Annotated in this window: 22 protein-coding genes; all 22 read left to right on the top strand. The window is 34.2% G+C overall.

The window, feature by feature from the left end; all coding sequences use genetic code 11:
* Nucleotides 1-67 precede the first annotated feature (67 nt).
* Entirely contained in the window at nucleotides 68-1,033 is a 966-nt protein-coding gene (gene mraY / locus NSR03_RS07035) for a phospho-N-acetylmuramoyl-pentapeptide-transferase (protein ID WP_021338691.1), read from the top strand.
* Nucleotide 1,034: 1 nt separating this feature from the next.
* Nucleotides 1,035-2,384, top strand: a complete 1,350-nt coding sequence (gene murD, locus NSR03_RS07030; RefSeq protein WP_002507936.1) for a UDP-N-acetylmuramoyl-L-alanine--D-glutamate ligase — start codon at nucleotides 1,035-1,037, stop codon at nucleotides 2,382-2,384.
* A 15-nt stretch (nucleotides 2,385-2,399) separates the two neighbouring features.
* Nucleotides 2,400-3,287: a cell division protein FtsQ/DivIB gene (locus tag NSR03_RS07025; RefSeq protein WP_052730996.1), complete on the top strand. Its 888-nt coding sequence runs from the start codon at nucleotides 2,400-2,402 to the stop codon at nucleotides 3,285-3,287.
* A gap of 105 nt (nucleotides 3,288-3,392) precedes the next feature.
* Nucleotides 3,393-4,799 (top strand): cell division protein FtsA, encoded by a 1,407-nt coding sequence (ftsA, locus tag NSR03_RS07020; protein ID WP_021338693.1) that lies wholly within the window; start codon nucleotides 3,393-3,395, stop codon nucleotides 4,797-4,799.
* A gap of 29 nt (nucleotides 4,800-4,828) precedes the next feature.
* Nucleotides 4,829-6,001 carry a cell division protein FtsZ gene (gene ftsZ / locus NSR03_RS07015; RefSeq protein ID WP_002507933.1) on the top strand — a complete coding sequence of 391 codons (1,173 nt, stop codon included), beginning with the start codon at nucleotides 4,829-4,831 and terminating at the stop codon, nucleotides 5,999-6,001.
* A 234-nt stretch (nucleotides 6,002-6,235) separates the two neighbouring features.
* A complete protein-coding gene (gene pgeF, locus NSR03_RS07010) occupies nucleotides 6,236-7,024 on the top strand; it encodes a peptidoglycan editing factor PgeF (RefSeq protein WP_046465196.1) in 789 nt (262 codons plus the stop codon).
* Nucleotides 7,025-7,041: 17 nt separating this feature from the next.
* A complete protein-coding gene (locus tag NSR03_RS07005; RefSeq protein WP_340719196.1) occupies nucleotides 7,042-7,716 on the top strand; it encodes a YggS family pyridoxal phosphate-dependent enzyme in 675 nt (224 codons plus the stop codon).
* A gap of 5 nt (nucleotides 7,717-7,721) precedes the next feature.
* A complete protein-coding gene (locus NSR03_RS07000; RefSeq protein ID WP_002507930.1) occupies nucleotides 7,722-8,318 on the top strand; it encodes a cell division protein SepF in 597 nt (198 codons plus the stop codon).
* Nucleotides 8,319-8,330: 12 nt separating this feature from the next.
* Nucleotides 8,331-8,621: a YggT family protein gene (locus tag NSR03_RS06995; protein WP_002507929.1), complete on the top strand. Its 291-nt coding sequence runs from the start codon at nucleotides 8,331-8,333 to the stop codon at nucleotides 8,619-8,621.
* Nucleotides 8,622-8,727: 106 nt separating this feature from the next.
* On the top strand, nucleotides 8,728-9,507 hold the full coding sequence (locus NSR03_RS06990) for a YlmH family RNA-binding protein (RefSeq protein ID WP_021338696.1): 780 nt from the start codon (nucleotides 8,728-8,730) through the stop codon (nucleotides 9,505-9,507).
* Between the two features lie 157 nt (nucleotides 9,508-9,664).
* A complete protein-coding gene (locus NSR03_RS06985; protein WP_021338697.1) occupies nucleotides 9,665-10,282 on the top strand; it encodes a DivIVA domain-containing protein in 618 nt (205 codons plus the stop codon).
* 256 nt (nucleotides 10,283-10,538) lie between these two features.
* On the top strand, nucleotides 10,539-13,289 hold the full coding sequence (gene ileS / locus NSR03_RS06980; protein WP_069801781.1) for an isoleucine--tRNA ligase: 2,751 nt from the start codon (nucleotides 10,539-10,541) through the stop codon (nucleotides 13,287-13,289).
* A gap of 213 nt (nucleotides 13,290-13,502) precedes the next feature.
* Complete coding sequence (locus NSR03_RS06975) at nucleotides 13,503-14,297, top strand: VOC family protein (protein WP_021338699.1); 795 nt, start codon at nucleotides 13,503-13,505, stop codon at nucleotides 14,295-14,297.
* A 4-nt stretch (nucleotides 14,298-14,301) separates the two neighbouring features.
* On the top strand, nucleotides 14,302-14,775 hold the full coding sequence (locus NSR03_RS06970) for a CHAP domain-containing protein (RefSeq protein ID WP_021338700.1): 474 nt from the start codon (nucleotides 14,302-14,304) through the stop codon (nucleotides 14,773-14,775).
* A 558-nt stretch (nucleotides 14,776-15,333) separates the two neighbouring features.
* The gene (lspA, locus tag NSR03_RS06965; protein ID WP_002507923.1) at nucleotides 15,334-15,810 is read left to right on the top strand and encodes a signal peptidase II; all 477 of its coding nucleotides are present in this window, start codon (nucleotides 15,334-15,336) and stop codon (nucleotides 15,808-15,810) included.
* A gap of 12 nt (nucleotides 15,811-15,822) precedes the next feature.
* The gene (locus NSR03_RS06960) at nucleotides 15,823-16,740 is read left to right on the top strand and encodes an RluA family pseudouridine synthase (protein WP_002507922.1); all 918 of its coding nucleotides are present in this window, start codon (nucleotides 15,823-15,825) and stop codon (nucleotides 16,738-16,740) included.
* 538 nt (nucleotides 16,741-17,278) lie between these two features.
* On the top strand, nucleotides 17,279-17,806 hold the full coding sequence (pyrR, locus tag NSR03_RS06955) for a bifunctional pyr operon transcriptional regulator/uracil phosphoribosyltransferase PyrR (RefSeq protein WP_002507921.1): 528 nt from the start codon (nucleotides 17,279-17,281) through the stop codon (nucleotides 17,804-17,806).
* A gap of 279 nt (nucleotides 17,807-18,085) precedes the next feature.
* The gene (locus NSR03_RS06950; RefSeq protein ID WP_021338701.1) at nucleotides 18,086-19,393 is read left to right on the top strand and encodes a uracil-xanthine permease family protein; all 1,308 of its coding nucleotides are present in this window, start codon (nucleotides 18,086-18,088) and stop codon (nucleotides 19,391-19,393) included.
* Between the two features lie 29 nt (nucleotides 19,394-19,422).
* Nucleotides 19,423-20,343 carry an aspartate carbamoyltransferase catalytic subunit gene (locus tag NSR03_RS06945; RefSeq protein WP_046465201.1) on the top strand — a complete coding sequence of 307 codons (921 nt, stop codon included), beginning with the start codon at nucleotides 19,423-19,425 and terminating at the stop codon, nucleotides 20,341-20,343.
* On the top strand, nucleotides 20,321-21,595 hold the full coding sequence (locus NSR03_RS06940; RefSeq protein ID WP_069820786.1) for a dihydroorotase: 1,275 nt from the start codon (nucleotides 20,321-20,323) through the stop codon (nucleotides 21,593-21,595). Before NSR03_RS06945 ends, NSR03_RS06940 begins: the two co-directional genes overlap by 23 nt.
* Nucleotides 21,595-22,695: a carbamoyl phosphate synthase small subunit gene (locus tag NSR03_RS06935; RefSeq protein ID WP_046465203.1), complete on the top strand. Its 1,101-nt coding sequence runs from the start codon at nucleotides 21,595-21,597 to the stop codon at nucleotides 22,693-22,695. Before NSR03_RS06940 ends, NSR03_RS06935 begins: the two co-directional genes overlap by 1 nt.
* Nucleotides 22,688-25,861 carry a carbamoyl-phosphate synthase large subunit gene (carB, locus tag NSR03_RS06930; RefSeq protein ID WP_046465204.1) on the top strand — a complete coding sequence of 1,058 codons (3,174 nt, stop codon included), beginning with the start codon at nucleotides 22,688-22,690 and terminating at the stop codon, nucleotides 25,859-25,861. Before NSR03_RS06935 ends, carB begins: the two co-directional genes overlap by 8 nt.
* Nucleotides 25,862-25,945: the final 84 nt, after the last annotated feature.

Raw genomic sequence — 25,945 nt, 5'->3', positions numbered from 1 at the left:
CCTCTATACATACTGTAGCCACTTAGCACTTAGAAATAATCCAATTAAATATATAAAGGAGCATAATATGGTTTATTTACTCGCAATTATTGCACTTTTAGTCACTTTTATATTAGTCCCAGTATTGATACCAACATTAAAAAGAATGAAATTTGGGCAAAGTATTAGGGAAGAGGGCCCGCAAAGTCATATGAAAAAAACAGGCACACCTACAATGGGTGGACTTACTTTCTTGATTAGTATCATTGTAACTTCGATACTCGCAATTATTTTTATGGAAAATCCTAATCCAATTATTTTACTATTATTTGTAACAATAGGGTTTGGTTTAATCGGATTCATAGATGATTACATCATTGTTGTGAAAAAGAACAATGAAGGGTTAACAAGTAAACAAAAATTCTTAGCACAGATTGCGATAGCAGTCATCTTCTTCATTTTGAGCCAAGCGTTTAATTTAACTGATTTTTCTACAGGAATACATATTCCATTTACGAATACAGAAATACCACTATCTATTGCATATGTAATATTCATTGTGTTTTGGCAAGTAGGTTTCTCAAACGCAGTGAATTTAACAGATGGTTTAGATGGACTAGCAACTGGTTTGTCTATAATTGGATTTGTTATGTATGCAATTATGGCTTATTTCCAAGGTGCTACCTCTATCGGTCTGTTCTGTATTATTATGATTTTTGCTTTAGTTGGGTTCTTACCATTCAATTTAAACCCAGCTAAAGTATTTATGGGAGATACAGGTAGCTTGGCGTTAGGTGGTATATTTGCCACAATTTCAATTATGTTAAATCAAGAATTATCACTCATTTTTATTGGTTTCGTGTTTGTTGCAGAAACTTTATCAGTAATTATTCAAGTTACATCTTTCAAATTAACAGGAAAACGAATTTTCAAAATGTCACCATTACATCATCATTTCGAATTAGTTGGTTGGAATGAGAAGAAAGTTGTGACGGTATTTTGGACAGTAGGTTTGATTTCAGGACTAATTGGCCTATGGATTGGAGTGAATTAAATTGCTGAAATATACAGGATTAGAAAATAAAAATGTATTAGTAATTGGATTAGCGAAAAGTGGTTATGAAGCAGCGAAGTTGTTAAGTAAGTTGGGCGCGAATGTCATAGTTAATGATGGCAAAGATTTAAGCCAAGATTCACATGCCAAAGATTTAGAAAATAGAGGGGTTAAAGTCATTGGTGGAGAACATCCATTGTCTTTACTTGATAGTAATCCTATTATAGTTAAAAATCCTGGAATACCCTACACTGTACCTTTACTTGAAGCAGCAGTAGAAAAAGGCTTGAAAATCTTAACAGAAGTTGAATTGAGTTATTTGATATCAGAAGCACCTATTATTGGTGTCACAGGTACCAATGGTAAAACTACAGTAACGTCATTAATTGGAGATATGTTTCAAAAAAGCAGAGTAACAGGTAAAGTATCAGGGAATATTGGATATGTTGCATCTAAAGTAGCTCAAGAGGTTACAGCAAATGATTATTTAGTTACGGAACTATCTTCATTCCAACTACTTGGTATAGATCGATACAAGCCGCATATTGCTATTATTACAAATATATATTCGGCACATCTTGATTACCATGAATCGTTAGAGAACTATCAAAATGCTAAAAAAGAAATTTATAAAAATCAAACAGAGGACGATTATTTAATTTGTAATTATCACCAACGTCATTTAATTGAATCGGAATCATTAAGTGCCAAAACCTATTATTTTTCTACACAACAAGAAGTTGATGGTATTTATGTAAAAGATGGTTTTATTGTGTTTCAAGGATTTAGAATTATTCATAAAGACGATTTAGTATTACCAGGTGAACATAATTTAGAAAATATACTTGCAGCGACGTTAGCTGCACTTTTAGCTGGTATATCAGTAAGAGCAATCATCGATAGTCTTACTACATTTTCTGGTATTGAACATAGATTACAATATGTGGGTTCAAATAAAACGAATAAATATTACAATGATTCAAAAGCAACCAATACACTTGCAACACAATTTGCACTAAATTCATTTGATCAATCAATTATTTGGTTGTGTGGTGGTTTAGATCGTGGTAACGATTTTGATGAACTTATTCCTTATATGAAAAACGTCAAGGTGATGGTCGCATTTGGAGAAACACAAAGTAAATTTGTGAAACTAGGTGAAAGTCAGGGCAAATACGTAATAACAGCGACTGATGTACAAGACGCAGTCGATAAAATACAAGACGCTATAGAGCCAAATGACGTTGTACTTTTATCTCCAGCCTGTGCAAGTTGGGATCAATACAATACTTTTGAAGAGCGTGGAAATAAATTTATAAAAAGTTTCCAAGCGCACTTACCTTCTTTTTAAAGGGTGTGAAAATGAATGACTAATAAAGTAAGTGAATTTGACTCTGAATACTTAAAAGAAAAACGAGCAAAACGTCGAAAACGACAAAAGCAAATTCAATATTCAGTATTTGGTGTATTGTTATTTATTATCATTTTGATTCTTATATATATGTTCACGCCTTTAAGTAAGATAAGTAGTGTGGAAATAAAAGGCAATGATAATGTTTCCAAAAGTGCAATCAATAAAGCAATTGATGTTAAAGACAACTCTAGAATGTACACATATAGCACTTCAAAAGCGACGGATAAATTAAAAGAAAACAAATTGATAAAAAGCGCGAAAATCACGAAACAAATGCCTAACAAATTAACGATTGAGATCTCTGAAAATCAAATTGTTGGAATGACGAAAAAGAAAGATAATTACGTGCCTATTCTAGAAAATGGTACAGAATTGAAAAACTATGATGGTAATGCAACGGATGATGGACCCATTTTAGTAGGATTTGAAAAAGAGGAGAAAGAAAAAATTATTAATGAACTTGCAAAAATGCCAGCAAATGTAAGAGGTATGATTGCAGAAATTAAATATGATCCTCAAGAAAATTTACAAAATCAAATCAAATTATTCACATCTGATGATATTCAAATTCTTGGTAATCTCAATACGATTGCTAATAAAATGAAATATTATCCGCAAATGTCTCAATCGCTAGAACGTGATGAATCAGGCGAATTGAAAAAGTCAGGATATATTGATTTATCAGTAGGTGCATCATTTATTCCTTATAGTGGTGGTAATGAAACAAAATCAGCAAGTGACAAAAATGTAGACGAACAAACAACAGAAACAGATGCAGCAAAAGATGAGTTACAAAGTGCATTAAACAAAATAAATAAAGAATCAGATAAAAATAATTAAAAAATTTCGACAAATACATGTGTTTATAGTTCACAAGCATCAAAACGTATTGTAAACTGTTAATAGTGTGAACTTGAATAAGTTATTGTCAGGAGGTGCCTATCTATGGAAGAGCATTATTATGTAAGTATAGATATTGGTTCATCAAGCGTTAAAACGATAGTGGGCGAAAAATTTCACAATGGTATAAATGTGATAGGTACAGGACAGACCTACACAAGTGGGATTAAAAATGGTCTTATTGATGATTTCGATATCGCTAAACAAGCGGTAAAAGATACAATCAAAAAAGCCTCTATTGCTTCAGGTGTAGATATTAAAGAAGTGTTTTTAAAACTTCCAATAGTCGGAACTGAAGTATTTGATGAAGTAAATGAAATAGAATTTTATGAAGATACAGAATTGAATGGTACACATATTGAAAGTGTGCTTGAAGGTATTCGTGAAAAAAATGATGTGCCAGAAACTGAAATTATAAATGCATTCCCGATTAAATTTATTGTTGATGGGGAAAATGAAGTTTCAGATCCAAAAGAATTAATTGCTAGACATGGTTTGAAAGTAGAAGCTGGTGTTATTGCAATTCAAAAATCAATTTTAATCAATATGATTAAATGTGTTGAATCTTGTGGCGTAGATGTATTAGATGTGTATTCAGATGCGTATAACTATGGTTCAGTGCTATCAGCTACTGAAAAAGAGCTAGGTACATGTATCATCGATATCGGTGAAGATATTACACAACTTGCATTTTATGAACGTGGCGAGCTTGTTGATGCTGAGGCAATTGAGATGGCTGGTCGAGATATCACAGAAGATATTTCGCAAGGCTTAAACACATCTTATGAAACAGCAGAAAAGATTAAACATCAATATGGTCACGCTTTCTTTGAATCTGCTTCTGATCATGACGTATTTAGTGTAGACCAAGTGGATAGTGAAGAAGAAGCTCAATTTACTCAAAAAGATTTAGCAGATATTATTGAAGCACGTGTTGAAGATATCTTCTTTAATGTTTTTGATATATTACAAGAGCTAGGACTTACTAAAGTTAACGGTGGTTTCGTTGTTACTGGTGGTTCGGCAAACCTATTAGGTGTTAAAGAATTACTACAAGATATGGTAAGTGAAAAAGTAAGAATTCATACACCGTCACAAATGGGCATTAGAAAACCTGAATTTTCTTCAGCAATTTCAACAATTTCTAGTAGCATTACTTTCGACGAATTGCTAGATTATGTTACAATTAGTAATCATGACAGTGAAGAATTCGAAGAAGAAGTCATCGAATCTGATGAAAGAGAACATAGCACAAAATCAAGCGGATTTGACTGGTTCAAGAAAAAATCAAACAAACAAGAAGAGCCACAAACGTCAGCTTCTGAAATGGAAGAACCAGAAGCACCTGAGGAATACGACGAAAAAGTAGACGTCAACCAAGATGAAGAACGTAAACCTCAGGACAAAGAAGAAGGTAAATTCAAAAAACTTATGAAATCTCTATTCGATTGATTGGCCATTAAAACTAGGAGGAAATATAAATGTTAGAATTTGAACAAGGATTTAATCATTTAGCGACGTTGAAAGTCATCGGTGTAGGGGGCGGCGGTAACAACGCTGTAAACCGTATGATTGACCATGGTATGAATAATGTTGAATTTATTTCAATCAATACGGATGGACAAGCTTTAAACCTGTCTAAAGCTGAAGCTAAAATCCAAATTGGTGAAAAATTAACACGTGGTTTAGGCGCTGGAGCTAACCCGGACATTGGTAAAAAAGCTGCAGAAGAGTCTCGTGAACAGATTGAAGATGCTATCCAAGGCGCAGATATGGTATTCGTAACTGCTGGTATGGGTGGCGGTACTGGTACTGGTGCTGCTCCAGTCGTAGCAAAAATTGCTAAAGAAATGGGAGCATTAACAGTAGGTGTCGTTACACGTCCATTTGGTTTTGAAGGTCGTAAGCGTCAAACACAAGCAGCAGCTGGTGTAGAATCAATGAAAGCAGCTGTAGATACATTAATCGTTATTCCTAATGACAGATTATTAGATATCGTTGATAAATCAACACCTATGATGGAAGCATTTAAAGAAGCCGACAACGTATTACGTCAAGGTGTTCAAGGTATTTCTGATTTAATCGCAGTATCAGGTGAAGTAAACCTTGACTTTGCAGATGTGAAAACAATCATGTCTAACCAAGGTTCAGCATTAATGGGAATTGGTGTTTCTTCCGGCGAAAACCGCGCAGTAGAAGCAGCTAAAAAGGCGATTTCGTCACCATTATTAGAAACTTCAATCGTTGGTGCACAGGGTGTACTTATGAATATCACTGGTGGAGAGTCACTATCACTTTTCGAAGCACAAGAATCAGCTGACATCGTACAAGATGCAGCAGACGAAGATGTAAATATGATCTTCGGTACTGTAATTAATCCAGAATTACAAGACGAAATTGTAGTTACAGTTATCGCTACTGGATTTGAAGATAAACCTTCATCACAAGCACGTAAAGCTTCAAATACTGGGTTCGGTACAAGCGCAACAAGTAGTAACAGTTCAAAAGAAGATTCATTTGCATCAAATACAGCAAATACTTCTCAACCATCAGAAAGTGCTAGTGAAGGCAGAAGTCATACTACAAATGAAGATGACATTCCAAGCTTTATCAGAAATAGAGAAGAAAGACGTTCAAGAAGAACTAGACGTTAATTTTCGAACTAGCTCGCCTTGTATACATAAGGCTTAAAGCTTAAAGTAGTCAATAATAAATACAATGATGTCATCAGGTCCAAAGATCTGATGACTTTTTTGAATTTTATTGCTATTTGTGAATATAACTTAATCATATATCTGTCTGAAATTTCAGAAAAAAATTATTGTCGCGGGTCTCCTATATGAAGTCATAGCGAGGAATTACAGTTTTAATTAATGGAGGGTCATAGTATGCATGATAAATTTATTAAAGATAATCATATATTGAAATATGAGGATAGCCATTTAAACAATGTAAAATTGGGTATAACAACAAGAGAAGAAGGTTTGAGTCCCTATCCTAAATCAGCTTTTAACATGGCTAGATATATTAATGATAATCCACAACACGTTACACAACATCAAGAAGAGCTTGCAGCTGTAATTCAATACCCGAGAGAACAATGGGTATTCCCTATACAAACGCATGAAAATAAAGTTGTAGAGGTGACAGCTAAAGATAAAGGCACGAATATTGATATTTTAACGGATGCTCTACATGGTGTAGATGCATTATATACGTATGAATCTGATATTCTGCTTACAATGTGTTACGCGGACTGTGTACCTATATATTTTTATAGTGAAAAACATCATTACATCGGTTTGGCACATGCTGGTTGGAGAGGAACTGTCGGTCAAATTGTGAATGAAGTCATTCGCCATATCAATTTTAATTTAAATGATTTGAATATCGTAATTGGACCTGCAACATCTACAACTTATGAAATTAATGATGATATTAAATCAAAATTTGAATCATTACCGATAGACATGAATGAATATATTGAGACAAGAGACAATGACAGACATGGCATTGATTTAAAACGCGCGAATGCTTTATTAATTGAAAATACAGGTGTTCCTAAAGACAATATTTATATTACTAACTATGCGACATCTGACGATTTATCCTTATTTTTCTCATATAGAGTAGAGAAAGGGAATACTGGCCGCATGTTAGCATTTATCGGTCAATAATGAAGAGGTGTAGAGATTTGAACGTACAATATAATTTAGAACAAATTGAAAAACAATTAAAAACACACTGCGAAAAAGGTAATATTTCAACGTTGCCAAACGTGATTGCAGTGACAAAGTATGCTACAATAGACCGAGCTAATGATGCTTATAATGCGGGGATTAGACATTTTGGTGAGAATCGTTTAGAAGGATTTCAACTAAAAAAAGAAGCTTTACCTGACGATATAGTAATGCACTTTATTGGTTCATTGCAGACTAGAAAGGTAAAAGAAGTGATTAATGAAATTGATTACTTTCATGCATTAGATCGTCTTAAATTAGCAAAAGAAATTAACAAAAGGGCAGAACACAAAATAAAGTGTTTTGTTCAAGTAAATGTTTCAGGTGAAGATTCTAAACAAGGTGTTGCGTTGAAAGATGTGAATACTTTTATTGAAACATTGGAACAATATGAAAATATAGAAGTAGTTGGTCTTATGACTATGGCTCCATTAACTGATGACGAGTCATATATAAAAAGCTTATTTCAATCATTAAAGAATAAAAGAGATGAGATTAAAGCGCTCAATTTAAATTATGCACCATGCACTGAGTTATCGATGGGAATGAGTAATGATTTCCATTTAGCTGCTGAAGAAGGTGCGTCATTTGTGAGAATTGGGACTAAACTTGTAGGAAAAGAGGAGTGAGCCCCGTGGCTTTAAAAGATTTATTTAGTGGATTTTTCGTGGTTGAAGAAGAAGATGACGAATTAGAAGCACCAGAAGAAGAACAAGGTAGACAACAAAACAAGCAACAAGCGCAGTCTCAAACGAATTTCAATGAATATAAAAATAATGAAAATACAGAGCGACAAAGATCCATACAATCCGTTCCCAAAAAGCAGTCATCAAGATTACAGCAATCCTCAGGTGAAAGGAAGTATCAAATGAATAACACTTCATCAAAAAATAATGCAAGGAACGTTGTGAATATGAATAATCAAGAACAAGATCAATTCGGTTTTACAGAAGAAAGTTCTAAAATGTGTTTATTTGAACCACGTGTTTTTTCAGATACTCAAGATATCGCAGACGAACTCAAAAATCGTCGTGCAACTTTAGTTAATTTACAGCGTATTGATAAAGTTTCTGCTAAACGTATTATCGACTTTTTAAGCGGTACAGTTTATGCAATCGGTGGAGACATTCAACGCGTAGGGTCAGATATATTCTTATGTACTCCAGATAATATTGAAGTCGCTGGTAGTATTACAGATCACATAGAAAATATGGAATACCAAGGTGAATAGAGGTAATAATAAATGGATATAGGTTTATTAGGAAGTATATTTAGTTTTATTTTATTCTTGGTTCAAATTTATTATTACGGAATGATTGTTTATTTCTTTATGTCATGGATACCTAATGCACGAGAAAATAAATTCGGTCAATTTTTAGCTAAAATTTATGAACCATTTTTAGAACAATTCCGTAAAATTATTCCTCCAATTGGTATGATCGATATATCATCAATTGTAGCAATAATTGTACTTGTCTTATTCCGACAAGGTTTAGCAAGTATTTTTAATTTAATTTTGAGTAATTTAGCTTAAATCAATTTACGTTAAATAGAATTTAAGTTTACTTATAACTAATGTATAAAATAAATGAGAAGCACCTAACGTTGTATGACGCGAGGTGCTTTCTCTTGTATGTGGAGTGATTAACATCGATATTTACCAGCATTTTAGAAAAGAAGAACATGAATTAATAGATCAACTTATGGATAAGTGTAACCGTGCGAATGAGCAGTATGCGCCTATATTAACACCTTTTCTAGACCCACGTGGACAATATATTATAAGTGTTATAGTGGGTAGTTACGATGATTTAGAAGTCACATTCTTTGGTGGGCCATATGCAGAACGCAAAAGGGCTATTGTTGCACCTGATTATCTTGTGCCAGAAGAAGAACTGTTTGAAATTGTATTGGTTGAAATAGACTATCCTAAAAAGTTTGTAACGCTACAACATCAACATATATTAGGAACAATTATGTCTTTAGGGATAGAAAGAGAGCAATTAGGAGATATTATTGTGGATGATTCAATTCAATTTACTTTGACAAAACAATTGGAATCTTATATTATGTTAGAACTAAATAGGATTAAGGGTGCTACAGTTAAACTTAATTCTATTCCTATAAAAGATATGATACAATCAAAAGAGCATTGGCAAACATATGAAACTACTGTGAGTGGTTTGCGTTTAGATGTCATCTTAAAAGAAATGATTCGCAAATCCCGTACAATTGCTAAACAATTAATTGATAAAAAGCGTGTCAAGGTCAATCATACAATGATCGACGCTACAGATTTTCAACTTGATAGTGGTGACTTATTGTCAATCCAAGGTTATGGTAGAGCAATGATTACTGATATTGGTGGTAAAACAAAAAAAGATAAAGTAAGAATTTCGTACAAAACTTTATTCAAATAATGTTATACTTATATAACGTATAAACAAGTTAAATTAGATTTCTATCAATAAGAATGCATACAAATGATTATAAAAAAATAGAAAATATAGACATAAATCACTATTTCAGATATTTAAAGCAGTGCTAAAATAGTGTATTATAGAAGGAGGATAACGCATGCCTTTTACACCAAATGAAATAAAAAACAAAGACTTTACACGCGTAAAAACTGGTTTTGAACCAACTGAGGTTGAAAGCTATTTAGAACAACTAAGTAACGAAATTGAACGTTTAAAAGAAGATAAAAAGCAATTAGAGAAAGTCATTGAAGATAAAGATACAAATATACAGTCATATAAAGATGTTCATCAATCTGTAAGTGATGCTTTAATTCATGCGAAACAAGCTGGGGAAGAAACGAAATTAGCTGCAACTAAAGATGCTGAAGCAACAGTTTCTAAAGCACAAAGTGAGGCTAATAAAATTGTTAATGATGCGGTTGAAAAAGCACGTCGTCTCTCATTCCAAACTGAAGACATGAAACGACAATCAAAAATATTTAGATCACGTTTTCGCATGTTAGTTGAGGCTCAACTTGATTTACTAAAAAGTGAAGATTGGGATTATTTATTAAATTATGATCTTGATTCTGAACAAGTAACTCAAGAAAATATTAATCATTTACATGAAAATGATTTGACTGAAGAAGAAAAAGCGATGAAAGCGAAAGCAGAGGCAGATAGTACTGCAGAAGCAGATGCTCAGGCTACAAATACTGAAACAGATAAAAAATAGTAATTAATATAAATAACAGACGCGTAAACATCTTTTTGCATATCAAAGCGAGTTAGGGACAGTGAGAGCCTTTCATATGTAAGATGTTTATATCACTGTAATTTTAAAAAAATATATGAACAATGAGAGAACTCTAAGTTGAGTTAATCAGGGTGGTAACGCGGTATTAATCGTCCCTGTTAATTGAACTTAGGGTTCTTTTTATTGTACGGATGAATTGAATTTATTATGAAAATCGGAACAAGGAGTGTATAAAATGGATTATAAAGAAACGTTATTAATGCCAAAGACAGATTTCCCAATGCGCGGAGGGTTACCAAATAAAGAACCTAAGATCCAAGAAGAATGGGAAGCACAAAACATTTATCAAAAAGTGTTAGATAAAAATGAAGGGAATCCATCATACATTTTGCATGATGGCCCACCATACGCTAATGGTAATTTGCATATGGGACATGCACTGAATAAAATCTTAAAAGACATGATGATTAGATATAAATCAATGCGTGGGTTTTATGCACCTTACGTCCCAGGTTGGGATACGCATGGTTTACCTATTGAACAAGCACTAACTAAAAAAGGTGTTAAACGTAAAGAATTATCTATTGCTGAATTCAGAAAAAAATGTGAAGCATTTGCTTTAGAACAAATTGAAAATCAGAAAAAAGATTTTAAACGTTTAGGTGTTAAAGGTGATTTTGATAATCCATATATCACGTTAAAACCAGAATATGAAGCAGCACAAATTCGTTTATTTGGCGAAATGGCAGATAAAGGGTTAATTTACAAAGGCAAAAAACCTGTATATTGGTCACCATCAAGTGAATCTTCACTTGCAGAAGCAGAAATTGAATATCAAGATAAACGTTCAGCTTCTATCTATGTAGCGTTTGATGTTAAAGATGGTAAAGGCGTTGTAGATTCAGATGCGAAATTCATCATTTGGACAACAACACCATGGACATTACCTTCTAACGTGGCGATTACAGTACATCCTGATTTAACTTATGGTCAATATAATGTGAACGGTAAAAAATACATTATCGGTAAAGACTTAGCGAGTGATGTTGTTGAAGCATTAGGCTGGGATGAAAATACGCTTGAATTAGAAAAAGAATTTAAAGGTAGCGAATTAGAGTATGTGGAGACACAACATCCATTTGTTGACCGAGTTTCATTGGTTATCAATGGCTTACATGTTACTACTGATGCTGGTACAGGTTGTGTGCATACAGCACCTGGTCATGGTGAAGATGACTATGTCGTTGGTCAGAAGTACAAATTACCAGTAATTAGCCCAGTTGATGATAAAGGTGTCTTTACAGAAGAAGCTGGTCAATTTGAAGGTATGTTCTATGACAAAGCCAATAAAGCAATTACGGATGTGTTAAAAGAAAAAGATGCTTTATTAAAGTTAGAGTTTATCACACATAGTTATCCTCATGATTGGCGTACGAAAAAACCTGTTATCTTTAGAGCAACGCCACAATGGTTTGCATCTATTGATAAAGTTCGTCAAGACATCTTAGATGCAATTGAAGTAACTGATTTTAAAGTAGATTGGGGTAAAACACGTATTTTCAATATGATCCGTGACCGTGGTGAATGGGTTATTTCACGTCAACGTGTCTGGGGTGTTCCTCTACCAGTATTTTATGCTGAAAATGGTGACATCATCATGACAAACGAAACTGTTAATCATGTTGCAGATTTATTTGAAGAATTTGGTTCTAATGTTTGGTTTGAACGTGATGCAAAAGACCTACTACCGGAAGGATTTACACATCCAAGTAGTCCAAACGGTGAATTTACTAAAGAAACAGATATTATGGATGTTTGGTTTGATTCTGGTTCATCTCACAGAGGCGTTTTAGAAGGACGTCCTGAATTATCTTATCCAGCAGATTTATACATTGAAGGTAGTGACCAATACCGTGGTTGGTTTAACTCATCAATTACAACTTCTGTTGCGACAAGAGGTAAATCACCATACAAAATGCTCTTATCTCATGGCTTTGTTATGGACGGCTCAGGTAAAAAAATGAGTAAATCATTAGGTAACGTTATTGTGCCAGATCAAATTGTTAAACAAAAAGGTGCAGATATTGCACGACTGTGGGTAAGTAGTGTTGATTACTTAGCTGACGTTCGTATCTCAGATGAAATTTTAAAACAAACTTCTGATGTGTATCGTAAAATCAGAAATACATTAAGATTTATGTTAGGTAACGTGAATGATTATAATCCTGCTACTGATGCATTAGCTGAAGCAGATTTATTAGAAGTAGATAAATATTTATTAAATAGACTACGTGAATTTACAGCAAATACTTTAGATCATTATGATAACTATGATTACTTAGATATCTATCAAGAAGTTCAAAACTTTATTAACGTAGAATTAAGTAATTTCTATTTAGATTATGGTAAAGATATTTTATATATTGAAGAACGTGATTCTCATAAACGTCGTAGTATGCAAACAGTGTTATACCAAATTGTAGTGGATATGACGAAATTATTAGCACCAATCTTAGTGCATACTGCTGAAGAAGTTTGGTCTCATATTCCGCATGTTGAAGAAGAAAGTATTCACTTAACTCGTATGCCAGAACGCGCTGAAGTAGACCGTGAATTTTTAGATAGATGGAATACATTTATGGATTTACGTGATGATGTTAACCGTGCATTAGAAGTAGCACGTGGTGAAAAAGTAATTGGTAAATCATTAGAAGCAAAAGTTGTAATCGGTAGCAATGACAACTTTGATGCAACATCATTTTTACAACAATTCTCTGATTTACAGCAGTTATTTATTACTTCTCAAGCAGAAGTAGTGGAATCAGTTGAAAATGGTGTGGCTTATCAATATGGTGATATCCGTATTGAACACGCGCATGGTGAAAAATGTCAACGTTGTTGGAATTATAGTGAAGAACTAGGCTCAGTTGGCGAACTTGAAGACTTATGTCCACGTTGCCAAGAAGTCGTTAAAACACTCGTATAAAACGTAGTGTGATTAATTAGAAATAAAAATGAAATAATTAAATTAGGTTATATGTTTTGCCTCGCGCAAAGCATATAGCCTTTTTCATGTTTGAACTATTAAGATAATTATGAAGAAATGGATAAAAATAATACTATTGAATGAGCTTTTTTAATGTATAAAAATGGATTTCAAGTATACTGAATTTATTAGAGTTTTAGAAAGGTGTTATACATGTTCCATAGTCAAAGCGCGCATTTTGTAAATGGCATTACATTAAATGTTAGAGATAAAGATGAAATGAAACAATTTTATGAAAACATCATAGGTATGAATGTGGTAAATGAATCTTATTCAACAATCCAATATGAGATTGGTAATTTAAATCATTTTATGACTTTTAACCAGGTTATACAGGGCAGAGAGCCGTTACGTTCAGAAGCAGGATTATTTCACTTGGCAATCAAGTTACCTGCTAAGACAGACCTTGCAGATTTGCTTGTACAAATAGATGAGTCTGGTATTCCAGTACACGGTGGGGAGCATGATGTGACAACCTCATTATATTTAGAAGACCCTGAAGGTAATGGTTTAGAATTTTATGTTGATAATCCAATTGAAGACTGGTTATTTGAAGATGAAAAAGTAGTGCTTGAAACGCAACCGATTAACGTGCCTAATCTATTAGCGTATACTTCAAATGAAAAATGGCAAGGTATACCTGATGAAAGTGTTATTGGTTATTTGAATTTAAAATCAATTGATTTAAGCAAAGTTAAGCAGTACTATAATAATTATTTCGGACTTGAAACATCATCATTAGAAACAGATGGCGCATTTTACTTATCCTCTAATGGTTATCATCAACATTTAGTGGTTAATAATTGGTTATCTAGTATTAAACGAATTGAAAATAATAGAACGTATGGTTTAGCAATTATTGATTTTCATTACCCTGAGACTACGCACAAATTATTAACAGGACCAGATGGTATACAATTTCGATTTAATTATAATAAGGTCGTGTGATTAAATGAAAAAAAGACTTGGTACGATGTTTGCGATAAGTGCTATTATTACTGTTGCTGCTGCATATGAAGGATTAGATAACCAAGATATGACTGAGCCAACAAATCATTTCTGGTCATTAGATCCAATGAAATATAATACGTATACTAAAGGACAATGCACGCACTACGTCTTTGAAAAAGTAAGAGAAGATGGAATGAAAATAGGGAAGAAATGGAACGACGCAAAGTATTGGGCATCGTATGCACAAAAAAGTGACTATAAAGTCAATCAATCACCCAAGGTAGGGAGCATTTTACAGACTACTGAAGGTGAGTATGGTCATGTAGCTTATATTGAACAACGAAATGACAATGGTTCATTAGAAGTTAGTGAAATGAATTATAACAAGCCTTTTGAAATATCAAACCGAATTATAACGAAAGACGAAGTTAAAGATTATAAATATATCCATCCTAAGAAAAACGCTAGTGTTTAAACATAATAGTATTTAGAGACAATACTTGTGCATGCTTTCCGCGGGCACAGCCTCAGCCTGTAGTCTGCGGCTCGTGCATTTCCCGCAGGAGTCAGCACAAGTCGTTACCTTGATTTAATATTAAAATAATATGAAATATGTTTTCAATAACTCATGTCTATGTTTTAATAGGAAGATTTACTTAATATATATTCATATAGTTTTTTATTTTGTGGCAGTTCTATTGCATGCTTTCCGCGGCCACAGCCTTTAGTATTCACTCATGTTGAACTATTCGACTAGGTGCCGACGTTTCCATACAATATTGTCACTACTTGAACATCAAATATTTCATCTACATTAACTATTAAAAATAGGCAACATGGTGCGCCATTTTATTGTTAACTGTAGATGATTTTTTAAATTACCTTATTGTATATGTGAATATTATTAGTGATTTAGTATTAATAATGTAACTTTTTTATCAGATATTCAAACTGTAACTTTTTTTATAAGTTTGATTAGGATATAATGAAAGATGTTGTAAAAGCGACTGAGATTAGAATAGGAGGTACAGACATGAAACGTCCGTACTATATTGGTATTTCTTTATTCATAACAATCGTTATATTAATATTAGATCAAATCACAAAATTTATTGTTGCTAGTTCAATGAAGGTTGGAGAAACATTTGAAGTTATTCCCAACTTTTTAAATATAACTTCTCACAGAAATGATGGTGCCGCTTGGGGTATTATGAGCGGGAAAATGGGCTTTTTCTATATTATTACAGTTATTATACTCGTAGTGCTCATTGTATTTTATATTAAAGAAGCAAAACACAGTTTGTTAATGCAAATCGCTATTAGTTTATTATTTGCAGGTGCTTTAGGTAACTTTATTGATCGCGTATTACACGGTGAAGTTGTTGACTTTATTGACACATATATATTTGGTTATAACTTTCCAATATTTAATGTAGCTGACTCTAGTTTGACGATAGGCGTTTTGTTAATTATTATCGCTTTGTTAACAGATATGAAGAACGAAGAATAGGAGAGATTTTGCATGACAATACATGAGTATAAGATAGAAAATAAAGATGACGCAGGCCAGCGTATCGACAAAGTATTACCTGAATTCAATTCAGATTGGTCACGTACACAGATTCAAGATTGGATAAAATTATCACTTGTAAAAGTAAATGATAAGCTAATTAAACCAAATTATAAGACGAAGTTAAACGACCATATTGTAGTAACTGAAAAAGAAATTGTAGAAGCAGACATCAATCCAGAAAATTTAAACTTAGATATATATTATGAAGACGATGATGTAGCAATCGTTTATAAACCTAAAGGTATTGTGGTGCATCCTTCAGCTGGGCATTCAACAGGGACACTTGTAAATGGTTTAATGTATCAAATGAAAAATTTATCTGGCATTAATGGTGAAGTACGTCCAGGTATTGTACATCGTATTGATAAAGATACATCTGGTCTATTAATGGTAGCCAAAAATGATATTGCACATCGTAGTTTAGTGAATCAATTAGTTAAGAAAACTGTGACACGTAAATACGTAGCGCTTGTTCATGGCAATATACCGCATGATTACGGTACGATAGAGGCACCAATTGGTAGAAATAAAAATGATCGTCAATCAATGGCCGTTGTTGATGATGGTAAAGAAGCAGTTACACATTTTAATGTATTAGAGCATTTTAATAATTATACTTTAGTAGAATGTGAATTAGAAACAGGGCGTACACACCAAATACGTGTACATATGAAGTATATTGGATTCCCGCTTGTAGGCGATCCGAAATATGGACCGAAGAAAACCTTGAATATTGGCGGGCAAGCGCTACATGCCGGTATCATTGGTTTTGAACACCCAGTGACGCAAGAATATATTGAAAAGTCTACACCACTTCCTGAGGATTTTGAACAATTATTAGCAGATATTCGTAAAAGTGACAGCTAACTAATAAAAGTAAATTTGAAATATAAAGTTTTGAAGGCTTAAATTTAATATATAAGAACGAGCTACTAGAATTCTATATTAGAACCTAGTAGCTTTTTATGAGGTTGGGACAAAATACATGTCCCGCTCCCAATCTATCATATGAGTGACGTGAAATAGCGTCAAATGATTATTTTGAATTTTATTTGACCGCTTGCAAGTGAATTATATTCATGGTAATATAGTGACAGTTTAATAGAGCGCCATATCGTCTTTAAATGAAAGTCCAGAGAGGCTTCGAAGACATGGATTTAATATAAGGTACATAAACATATTGTATGTTTGTGAAGGCAAATGAACACTGTTGTAGCTGAAGTTTATCGCGCAATGGGAAACATAGTGGTTAACTCCCTGTGAAGAGAAAGCATCTAAGTTAAGTGAAGATAAATCTCTTGTTTGTTTATGATACTTTATAACTAAACCTCATGTCTAAAAAGACATGAGGTTTTCTTTATATTAAATAAGATAAATATTTATCAAATTAAGGAAGGTGCCTAAAATGTCAGAACGAGTTATTATGGATGAAGCAGCGATTCAAAGAACGGTGACACGTATTGCACATGAAATTTTAGAATATAACAAAGGTACTGATAATTTAATATTGTTAGGTATTAAAACGCGCGGTGCATTTTTAGCACGACGTATTCAACAAAAAATTGAGCGCATAGAAGAGAAGCTTGTGCCAACTGGAACAATTGATATCACTCAATTTAGAGATGATTTAGAACAGACAATAAACGAAGCTGAAGAAAGCGCATATGAAATTGATGTTAATATTACAAATCAAGTCGTAATTATCATTGATGATGTTTTATATACAGGACGAACAGTCAGGGCCTCCTTAGACGCAGTGTTACAGTACGCTAGACCTAAGAAAATAGGTTTAGCTACACTAGTAGATCGAGGACATCGAGAATTACCGATACGTGCAGACTTTGTTGGTAAAAACATACCAACAGCAAGGGAAGAAGCTGTGGCAGTTTTTCTTGAAGAAATTGATGATAGAAATGCAGTAGTAATTGAATAGCACCTTTTAATTCAGTACGAGAGACTGAAAAGGGGAAGAGGGTTTAAATTTTCAGCTACGATCTAACCATTAGATACGTAAGCAATTCATTTATAGTTGTCAAATGCACGATGTTGATAACATTCCTCTTCACATATACTTTGTTTTATTGCGAGTTATCTATAGTCATTAAATGTAAATGGCTATAATTCAACATAGCAATAATCAAGATATATACTTTTTAGTCTCTTTACATGAATTTAATGTAAAGAGATTTTTTTATGAGAGGAAGCATAAAACATGGAAAATGAAACAATGTTTGAACGGACAGTTAAGCCAGTATTAGATGTGCAAGATAGACCTAAATTAGGACAATGGGCATTTCTAAGTACACAACATTTATTTGCGATGTTTGGCTCAACTGTACTCGTACCATTTTTAACAGGATTACCTATATCTTCAGCGTTATTAGCTTCTGGTGTCGGGACATTGTTATACATACTAATTACCAAAGCAAAAATACCAGCATACTTAGGGTCGAGCTTTGCATTTATTACACCCATTATTACAGGACTTAATTCACATAGCTTAGGTGACATGTTGATGGCGTTATTCATGAGCGGTGTAATGTATGTACTCATCGGTTTAGCAATTAGATTAACTGGAACAGCATGGTTGATGCATTTATTGCCACCGGTTGTTGTAGGACCAGTCATTATGGTTATAGGATTAAGTTTGGCACCTACAGCAGTTAATATGGCAATGTTTGAGAATTCCTCAGAGATGCAAGGCTATAATCTGAGTTATTTAGCAGTAGCAATGACCACGTTGATAGTAACAATCGTAGTGCAAGGGTACTTCAAAGGATTCTTATCCTTGATACCTGTATTAATTGGTATCGTCACAGGTTACATCCTTTCAGCATTTATGGGACTTGTCAATTTTGCTCCAATAGCGAAAGCAAAATGGTTACAATTTCCAGACGTGTACTTGCCATTTAAAGACTACACGCCATCCATTCACATGGGACTAATCATTGTCCTGATACCTATTGTCTTTGTGACTGTAAGTGAACACATCGGTCACCAAATGGTCATTAACAAAATTGTAGGACGTAACTTTTTTAAGGATCCAGGTTTAGATCGTTCGATTATTGGTGACGGTGTTTCTACCATGTTTGCAAGTTTGATTGGCGGGCCACCGAGCACAACTTATGGTGAAAATATTGGTGTTTTAGCCATCACAAAAATTTATAGTGTATACGTCATCGGTGGCGCAGCAGTTATCGCTATTATTTTAGGATTTGTTGGTAAATTTACAGCACTCGTCTCATCTATACCTACCCCAGTAATGGGTGGTGTATCTATACTACTTTTCGGTATTATCGCAGCAAGTGGTCTAAGAATGCTAGTCGAAAGTGAAGTTGATTTTGCAAGTAACCGTAACCTTGTTATTGCATCAGTTATCCTTGTAATTGGTATTGGTAATCTCGTCTTTAACTTAAATGGCGTCGGTATCAATATGCAAATAGAAGGCATGGCATTAGCAGCTTTAGCAGGCATTATACTCAATCTTATCTTACCTAAGGAAACACCAGCGAATAAATAAGCATTGATCATTATGAGGAGGCTAAAAAATTGGATAACTTATTGTCGATGGAACATCTAACTACAAATGAAATATATGAATTAGTCAAACGTGCGAGTGCAATAAAAAAAGGTGAACTAGAACCTCGACGTTATGAAGATAAATTTGTAGCAAATTTATTTTTTGAAAACTCAACACGTACGAAAAGTAGTTTCTTAGTAGCAGAACAAAAATTAGGACTGAAATTAATTGATTTTGAAACAAATACATCTTCTGTTCAAAAAGGGGAAACATTATATGACACGTGTAAAACTTTAGAACAAGTAGGTGCAGATGTTCTGGTAATAAGACATTCACAAACCACTTATTATGATCAATTAAAATCGCTTAACGTACCAATTATTAATGCAGGAGATGGCAGTGGGCAACACCCGACACAAAGCTTACTAGACATCATGACAATCTATGAAGAATATCAAACTTTTGAGGGCTTAAATATTTTGATTTGTGGTGATATTAAAAACTCTCGTGTCGCTCGAAGTAATTTTCAAAGTTTAACAGCACTGGGTGCTAACGTAATGTTTTCTAGCCCAGATGCTTGGAAAGATGATTCCTTAGATGCGCCGTATAAAGATATTGATACTGTAATAGATGAGGTAGATATAGTAATGTTATTAAGAGTACAACACGAAAGACATACAGACGAGAACACAACACAATTTGAAGTAAGTAACTATCATAATCAATACGGGTTAACGCAAGCGAGATATAATAGGCTAAAATCACAAGCAATCGTGATGCATCCAGCACCAGTAAATAGAGGTGTGGAAATAGAAGATTCACTTGTAGAAGCATCAAAATCACGTATTTTCAAACAAATGGAAAATGGCATGTACTTACGCATGGCAGTTATAGATTATATTTTACAATCGAAAGGGGCAGAAACAAATGAAATTATTAACGAATGCTAAAATCTTAAAAAACGGTGAATTTGAAACGGTGTCTATCTTAGTTGAAGGACAACATATTAAACAAATAGCTACGCAAATTGAGGTAGATACAAATACTGAGATACTTGATGTTAAAGGACAGTTTGTTTCTCCAGGTTTAGTAGATGTGCATGTGCACTTACGTGAACCAGGTGGGGAGCATAAAGAAACAATAGCAACGGGTACGAAAGCAGCTGCTAGAGGTGGATTTACAACCGTCTGTCCAATGCCAAATACGCGTCCAGTGCCTGATTCAAAAGAAAATCTAAATCATTTAAATCAATTAATAGAAGATAATGCTGAAGTAAGAGTATTACCTTACGCAGCTATTACAGTGAGACAAGCTGGTAAAGAACATGTCGATTTTGAAACACTTGCTAACAACGGTGCATTTGCATTTACAGATGATGGTGTAGGTGTTCAACAAGCTAATATGATGTATGAGGCGATGCAAGCAGCAGCAAAAGTGAATAAAGCAGTCGTAGCACACTGTGAAGATAACAGTTTAATTTATGGTGGCGCTATGCATGAAGGACAACGCAGTAAAGCTTTAGGCATTCCTGGTATTCCAAATATTTGTGAAGCAGTACAAATTGCACGTGATGTGCTATTAGCAGAAGCGGCTGGCGCACATTATCATGTATGTCATGTATCTACGAAAGAGAGTGTCAGAGCAATTCGTGATGCTAAAAAAGCAGGGATACATGTGACAGCAGAAGTTACACCACATCATTTATTATTAACTGAAGATGATGTTCCAGGTGATGATGCGATTTATAAAATGAATCCTCCATTAAGAAGCAAAGAAGATAGAGAAGCACTGATTGAAGGCCTATTAGATGGTACGATAGACTGTATTGCAACAGACCATGCGCCACACGCTACAGAAGAAAAAGCACAGCCTATGACAAAAGCGCCATTTGGTATTGTTGGAAGCGAAACAGCTTTCCCATTATTGTATACGCATTTTGTAAAAAATGGTGATTGGTCGTTACAACAGTTAGTAGATTATTTAACGATTAAACCAGCTCAGACTTTCGAGTTACCTTATGGTACATTAGAAGAAGGCGGATTAGCAGATTTAACAATTATTAACCTAGATGAGGAAAGTGAAATAAAAGCAGAGGATTTTGCATCTAAAGGAAGTAATACGCCATTTATAGGTTATAAAGTATATGGTACGCCAGTATTAACAATGGTTGAAGGTGAAGTTAAATTTAAGGAGGAACAATAATGTTGAAGAAACGCTATCTAGTTTTAGAAGACGGTTCATATTACGAAGGCTATCCCATTGGTTCTGACCAATTAACAGTAGGAGAAATTGTTTTTAATACTGCAATGACGGGTTATCAAGAAACAATATCGGACCCGTCATACACGGGTCAAATTATTACATTTACATATCCACTTATCGGAAATTATGGTATAAATCGAGATGACTTTGAATCACTTGTACCTACCCTTAATGGTGTAGTTGTTAAAGAAGCAAGTGATCATCCAAGCAATTTCAGAAAACAAAAGACATTACATGACGTATTAGTAGAATATGATATTCCAGGTATTTCAGGTGTTGATACGCGTAGTATTACCAGAAAAATCAGAAATTTCGGCGTGTTAAAAGCAGCTTATACTGATAATAAAGCTGAAATTGAATCATTAGTAGAACAGTTAAAAACGACTGAATTACCTAAAAATGAGGTGACAGAAGTATCAACGAAAACACCTTACGTTTCAACTGGTTATGATTTGAGTGTCGTATTAGTCGATTTTGGTAAAAAACAGAATATCGTTAGAGAATTGAATTTGCGTGGTTGTAATGTAACCGTCGTACCATATGATACTTCAGCTGAGGCAATTATGAGAATGACTCCAGATGGGGTAATGCTTTCTAACGGACCAGGAGACCCTGAAGAAGTAAAAATCGCAGTTGAAATGATTAAAGGTATACTAGGACACGTTCCGTTCTTTGGTATATGTTTAGGACATCAACTTTTCGCCTTATCTCAAGGTGCCACATCATTCAAAATGAAATTTGGTCATAGAGGTGCCAATCATCCTGTAAAAGATCTCAAAACAGGAAAAATTGCAATAACGAGTCAAAACCACGGTTACGCAATCGATAAAGACTCATTAATTGATAGTGACTTAGAAATTACACATATTGCAATCAATGATGGAACGGTAGAAGGTTTAAAACATAAGTCATTACCAGCATTTTCAGTTCAATATCACCCTGAAGCATGTCCAGGACCATCTGATTCAAATTACTTATTTGATGAGTTTATCGATATGATGAATGATTTTAAAGCGAAGGAGCGAATGTCAAATGCCTAAACGTACAGATATAGAAACGATTTTAGTTATTGGATCCGGACCAATTATCATTGGTCAAGCTGCAGAATTTGATTATGCAGGAACACAAGCTTGTCTAGCATTAAAGGAAGAGGGCTACCGTGTAATATTAGTAAACTCTAATCCAGCAACAATTATGACTGACAAAGAAATTGCAGATAAAGTATATATTGAACCATTAACACATGATTTCATAGCTCGCATTATTCGTAAAGAACAGCCGGACGCATTATTACCTACATTAGGTGGACAAACAGGATTGAACATGGCCATTCAATTACATGATAGCGGTGAACTTGAAGCAAACAATGTACAACTTTTAGGCACTAAATTAGAATCTATTCAACAGGCAGAAGACAGAGAATTATTTAGATCATTAATGAATGAACTTGAGGTGCCTGTGCCTGAAAGTGATATTGTAAACACTGTAGAACAAGCGTTTATGTTTAAAGAAAAAGTTGGCTATCCACTCATCGTAAGACCAGCATTTACAATGGGAGGTACTGGCGGCGGTATTTGTCATAATGATGATGAATTCAAAGAAATTGTAGCGAATGGATTACATTATAGTCCAGCAACACAATGTTTAATTGAAAAATCAATTGCTGGTTTCAAGGAAATTGAATATGAAGTAATGCGTGACAAAAACGATAACGCTATCGTTGTGTGTAACATGGAAAATATTGATCCAGTTGGTATACATACAGGCGATTCGATTGTTGTGGCGCCGAGTCAAACATTGTCAGACATTGAATATCAGATGCTACGTGATGTGTCATTAAAAGTAATCCGTGCTTTAGGTATAGAAGGCGGCTGTAACGTGCAGTTAGCTTTAGATCCACACTCTATGGATTATTATATTATTGAAGTAAATCCACGTGTATCTCGTTCGTCGGCATTAGCCTCTAAAGCAACAGGTTATCCAATTGCTAAATTAGCAGCTAAAATCGCAGTTGGCTTATCGTTAGACGAAATGTTAAATCCAATTACAGGTACATCTTATGCTGCATTTGAGCCAACTTTAGATTATGTTATTTCGAAAATTCCACGTTTCCCATTTGATAAATTTGAAAAAGGTGAACGTGTTTTAGGAACTCAAATGAAAGCAACTGGCGAGGTTATGGCAATTGGTAGAACTTACGAAGAGTCACTACTGAAAGCAATTCGTTCCTTAGAGTATGGTGTACATCACCTTGGTTTACCAAACGGAGATTCTTATGATTTAGATTACATTAAAGCTCGTATCAATGATCAAGATGATGAACGTTTATTCTTTATAGGTGAAGCGATACGCCGTGGAACAACATTAGAAGAAATTCATGATATGACACAAATTGATTACTTCTTCTTAAATAAATTCCAACATATCATCAACATTGAGCATGATTTGAAGGCCAATAAAGGTGATATCGAATATCTGAAATTTGCCAAAGATTATGGCTTTAGTGATCGTGTCATTGCACACCGTTTTGATATGACCGAAGAAGAAGTTCATGATTTAAGAATAAAAAATGGTATAACGCCAGTTTATAAAATGGTAGACACTTGTGCGGCAGAATTCGAATCAGCAACGCCATATTATTATGGTACGTATGAATATGAAAATGAATCTATTGTTACAGACAAAGAAAAAATTCTTGTGCTCGGTTCAGGGCCAATTCGTATAGGACAGGGCGTAGAATTTGATTATGCAACAGTGCATGCGGTGTGGGCAATACAACGTGCAGGTTATGAAGCAATTATCATTAATAACAATCCAGAAACCGTATCAACAGACTTTTCAATTTCTGATAAATTATACTTTGAGCCATTAACAGAAGAAGACGTTATGAATATTATTGATTTAGAGCAGCCTAAAGGTGTAGTTGTACAATTTGGTGGCCAAACAGCAATCAACTTAGCAGATAAACTTGCTAAGCATGACGTTCAAATTTTAGGAACATCTTTAGAAAATCTAAATCGTGCTGAAGACCGTAAAGAATTTGAAGCATTATTACACACGATTGATGTACCTCAGCCTCAAGGTAAAACAGCGACGTCTCCAAAAGAAGCATTAGAAAATGCGAGAAATATAGGTTATCCAGTTGTTGTAAGGCCTTCATATGTATTAGGTGGACGCGCGATGGAAATTGTGAATAGTGATGCCGAACTAGAAGATTACATGAACCAAGCGGTTAAAGCGAGTCCTGATCATCCAGTACTAGTAGATAGTTATTTGACAGGTAAAGAAATTGAAGTGGATGCGATATCTGATGGGGAAACTGTTATAATCCCTGGTATTATGGAGCATATCGAAAGAGCTGGTGTTCACTCAGGAGACTCTATAGCAGTCTATCCACCACAGACATTAACGCAAGAAGAAATGGTTACGTTAGAGGACTATACGATTAGGTTAGCTAAAGGATTAAATATTAAAGGATTAATTAATATCCAATTTGTTATTGCGCGTGATGGTGTCTTCGTCTTAGAAGTGAATCCACGTTCGAGCCGTACAGTACCATTTTTAAGTAAAATTACGAACATCCAAATGGCTCAGCTAGCGATGCGTGCGATTATGGGTGAAAAACTTGTAGATTTAGGTTATAAAGCAGGTATTCAGCCATATACTGAAGGTGTCTTTGTCAAAGCGCCAGTGTTTAGCTTTAATAAGTTGAAAAATGTTGATATTACGCTCGGACCTGAAATGAAATCAACAGGAGAAGTTATGGGTAAAGATACAACAATGGAAAAAGCCCTATTCAAAGGATTAACAGCCAGCGGTATGGAAGTAAAAGATCATGGTACTGTATTGATGACAGTGAGTGATAAAGATAAAGAAGAAGTAGTCAGTATCGCACATCGTTTAAATGAAGTAGGCTATAAAATTTTAGCAACAGAAGGTACTGCCAATAAATTAGCTGAGCATAATATACCAACAGAAATTGTCGGTAAAATTGGTAAAGAAAATGATTTATTAACGCGTATTCAACAAAGCGAAGTACAAATTGTAGTGAATACGATGACGAAAGGTAAGGAATTCGAACGTGATGGCTTCCAAATCAGACGTACATCAGTTGAGAATGGCGTGCCTTGTCTCACTTCATTAGACACAGCTGATGCACTAACGTCAGTGATTGAAAGCATGACATTTACCATGAAAAATATGTAATAGTTAAGTTTGCTATCAACTAAGATAAAATAATAGCGTGATTGCGCAATAATTTTTTTATCTTAGTTCATATAGTAGAAGTTT

The organism is Staphylococcus sp. FSL W8-1207 (assembly GCF_038003745.1).
Taxonomy (GTDB): Bacteria; Bacillota; Bacilli; order Staphylococcales; family Staphylococcaceae; genus Staphylococcus; species Staphylococcus equorum.
Note: the sequence above shows the minus strand (reverse complement) of the source record. Positions and strands in the feature narration are given on the sequence as shown.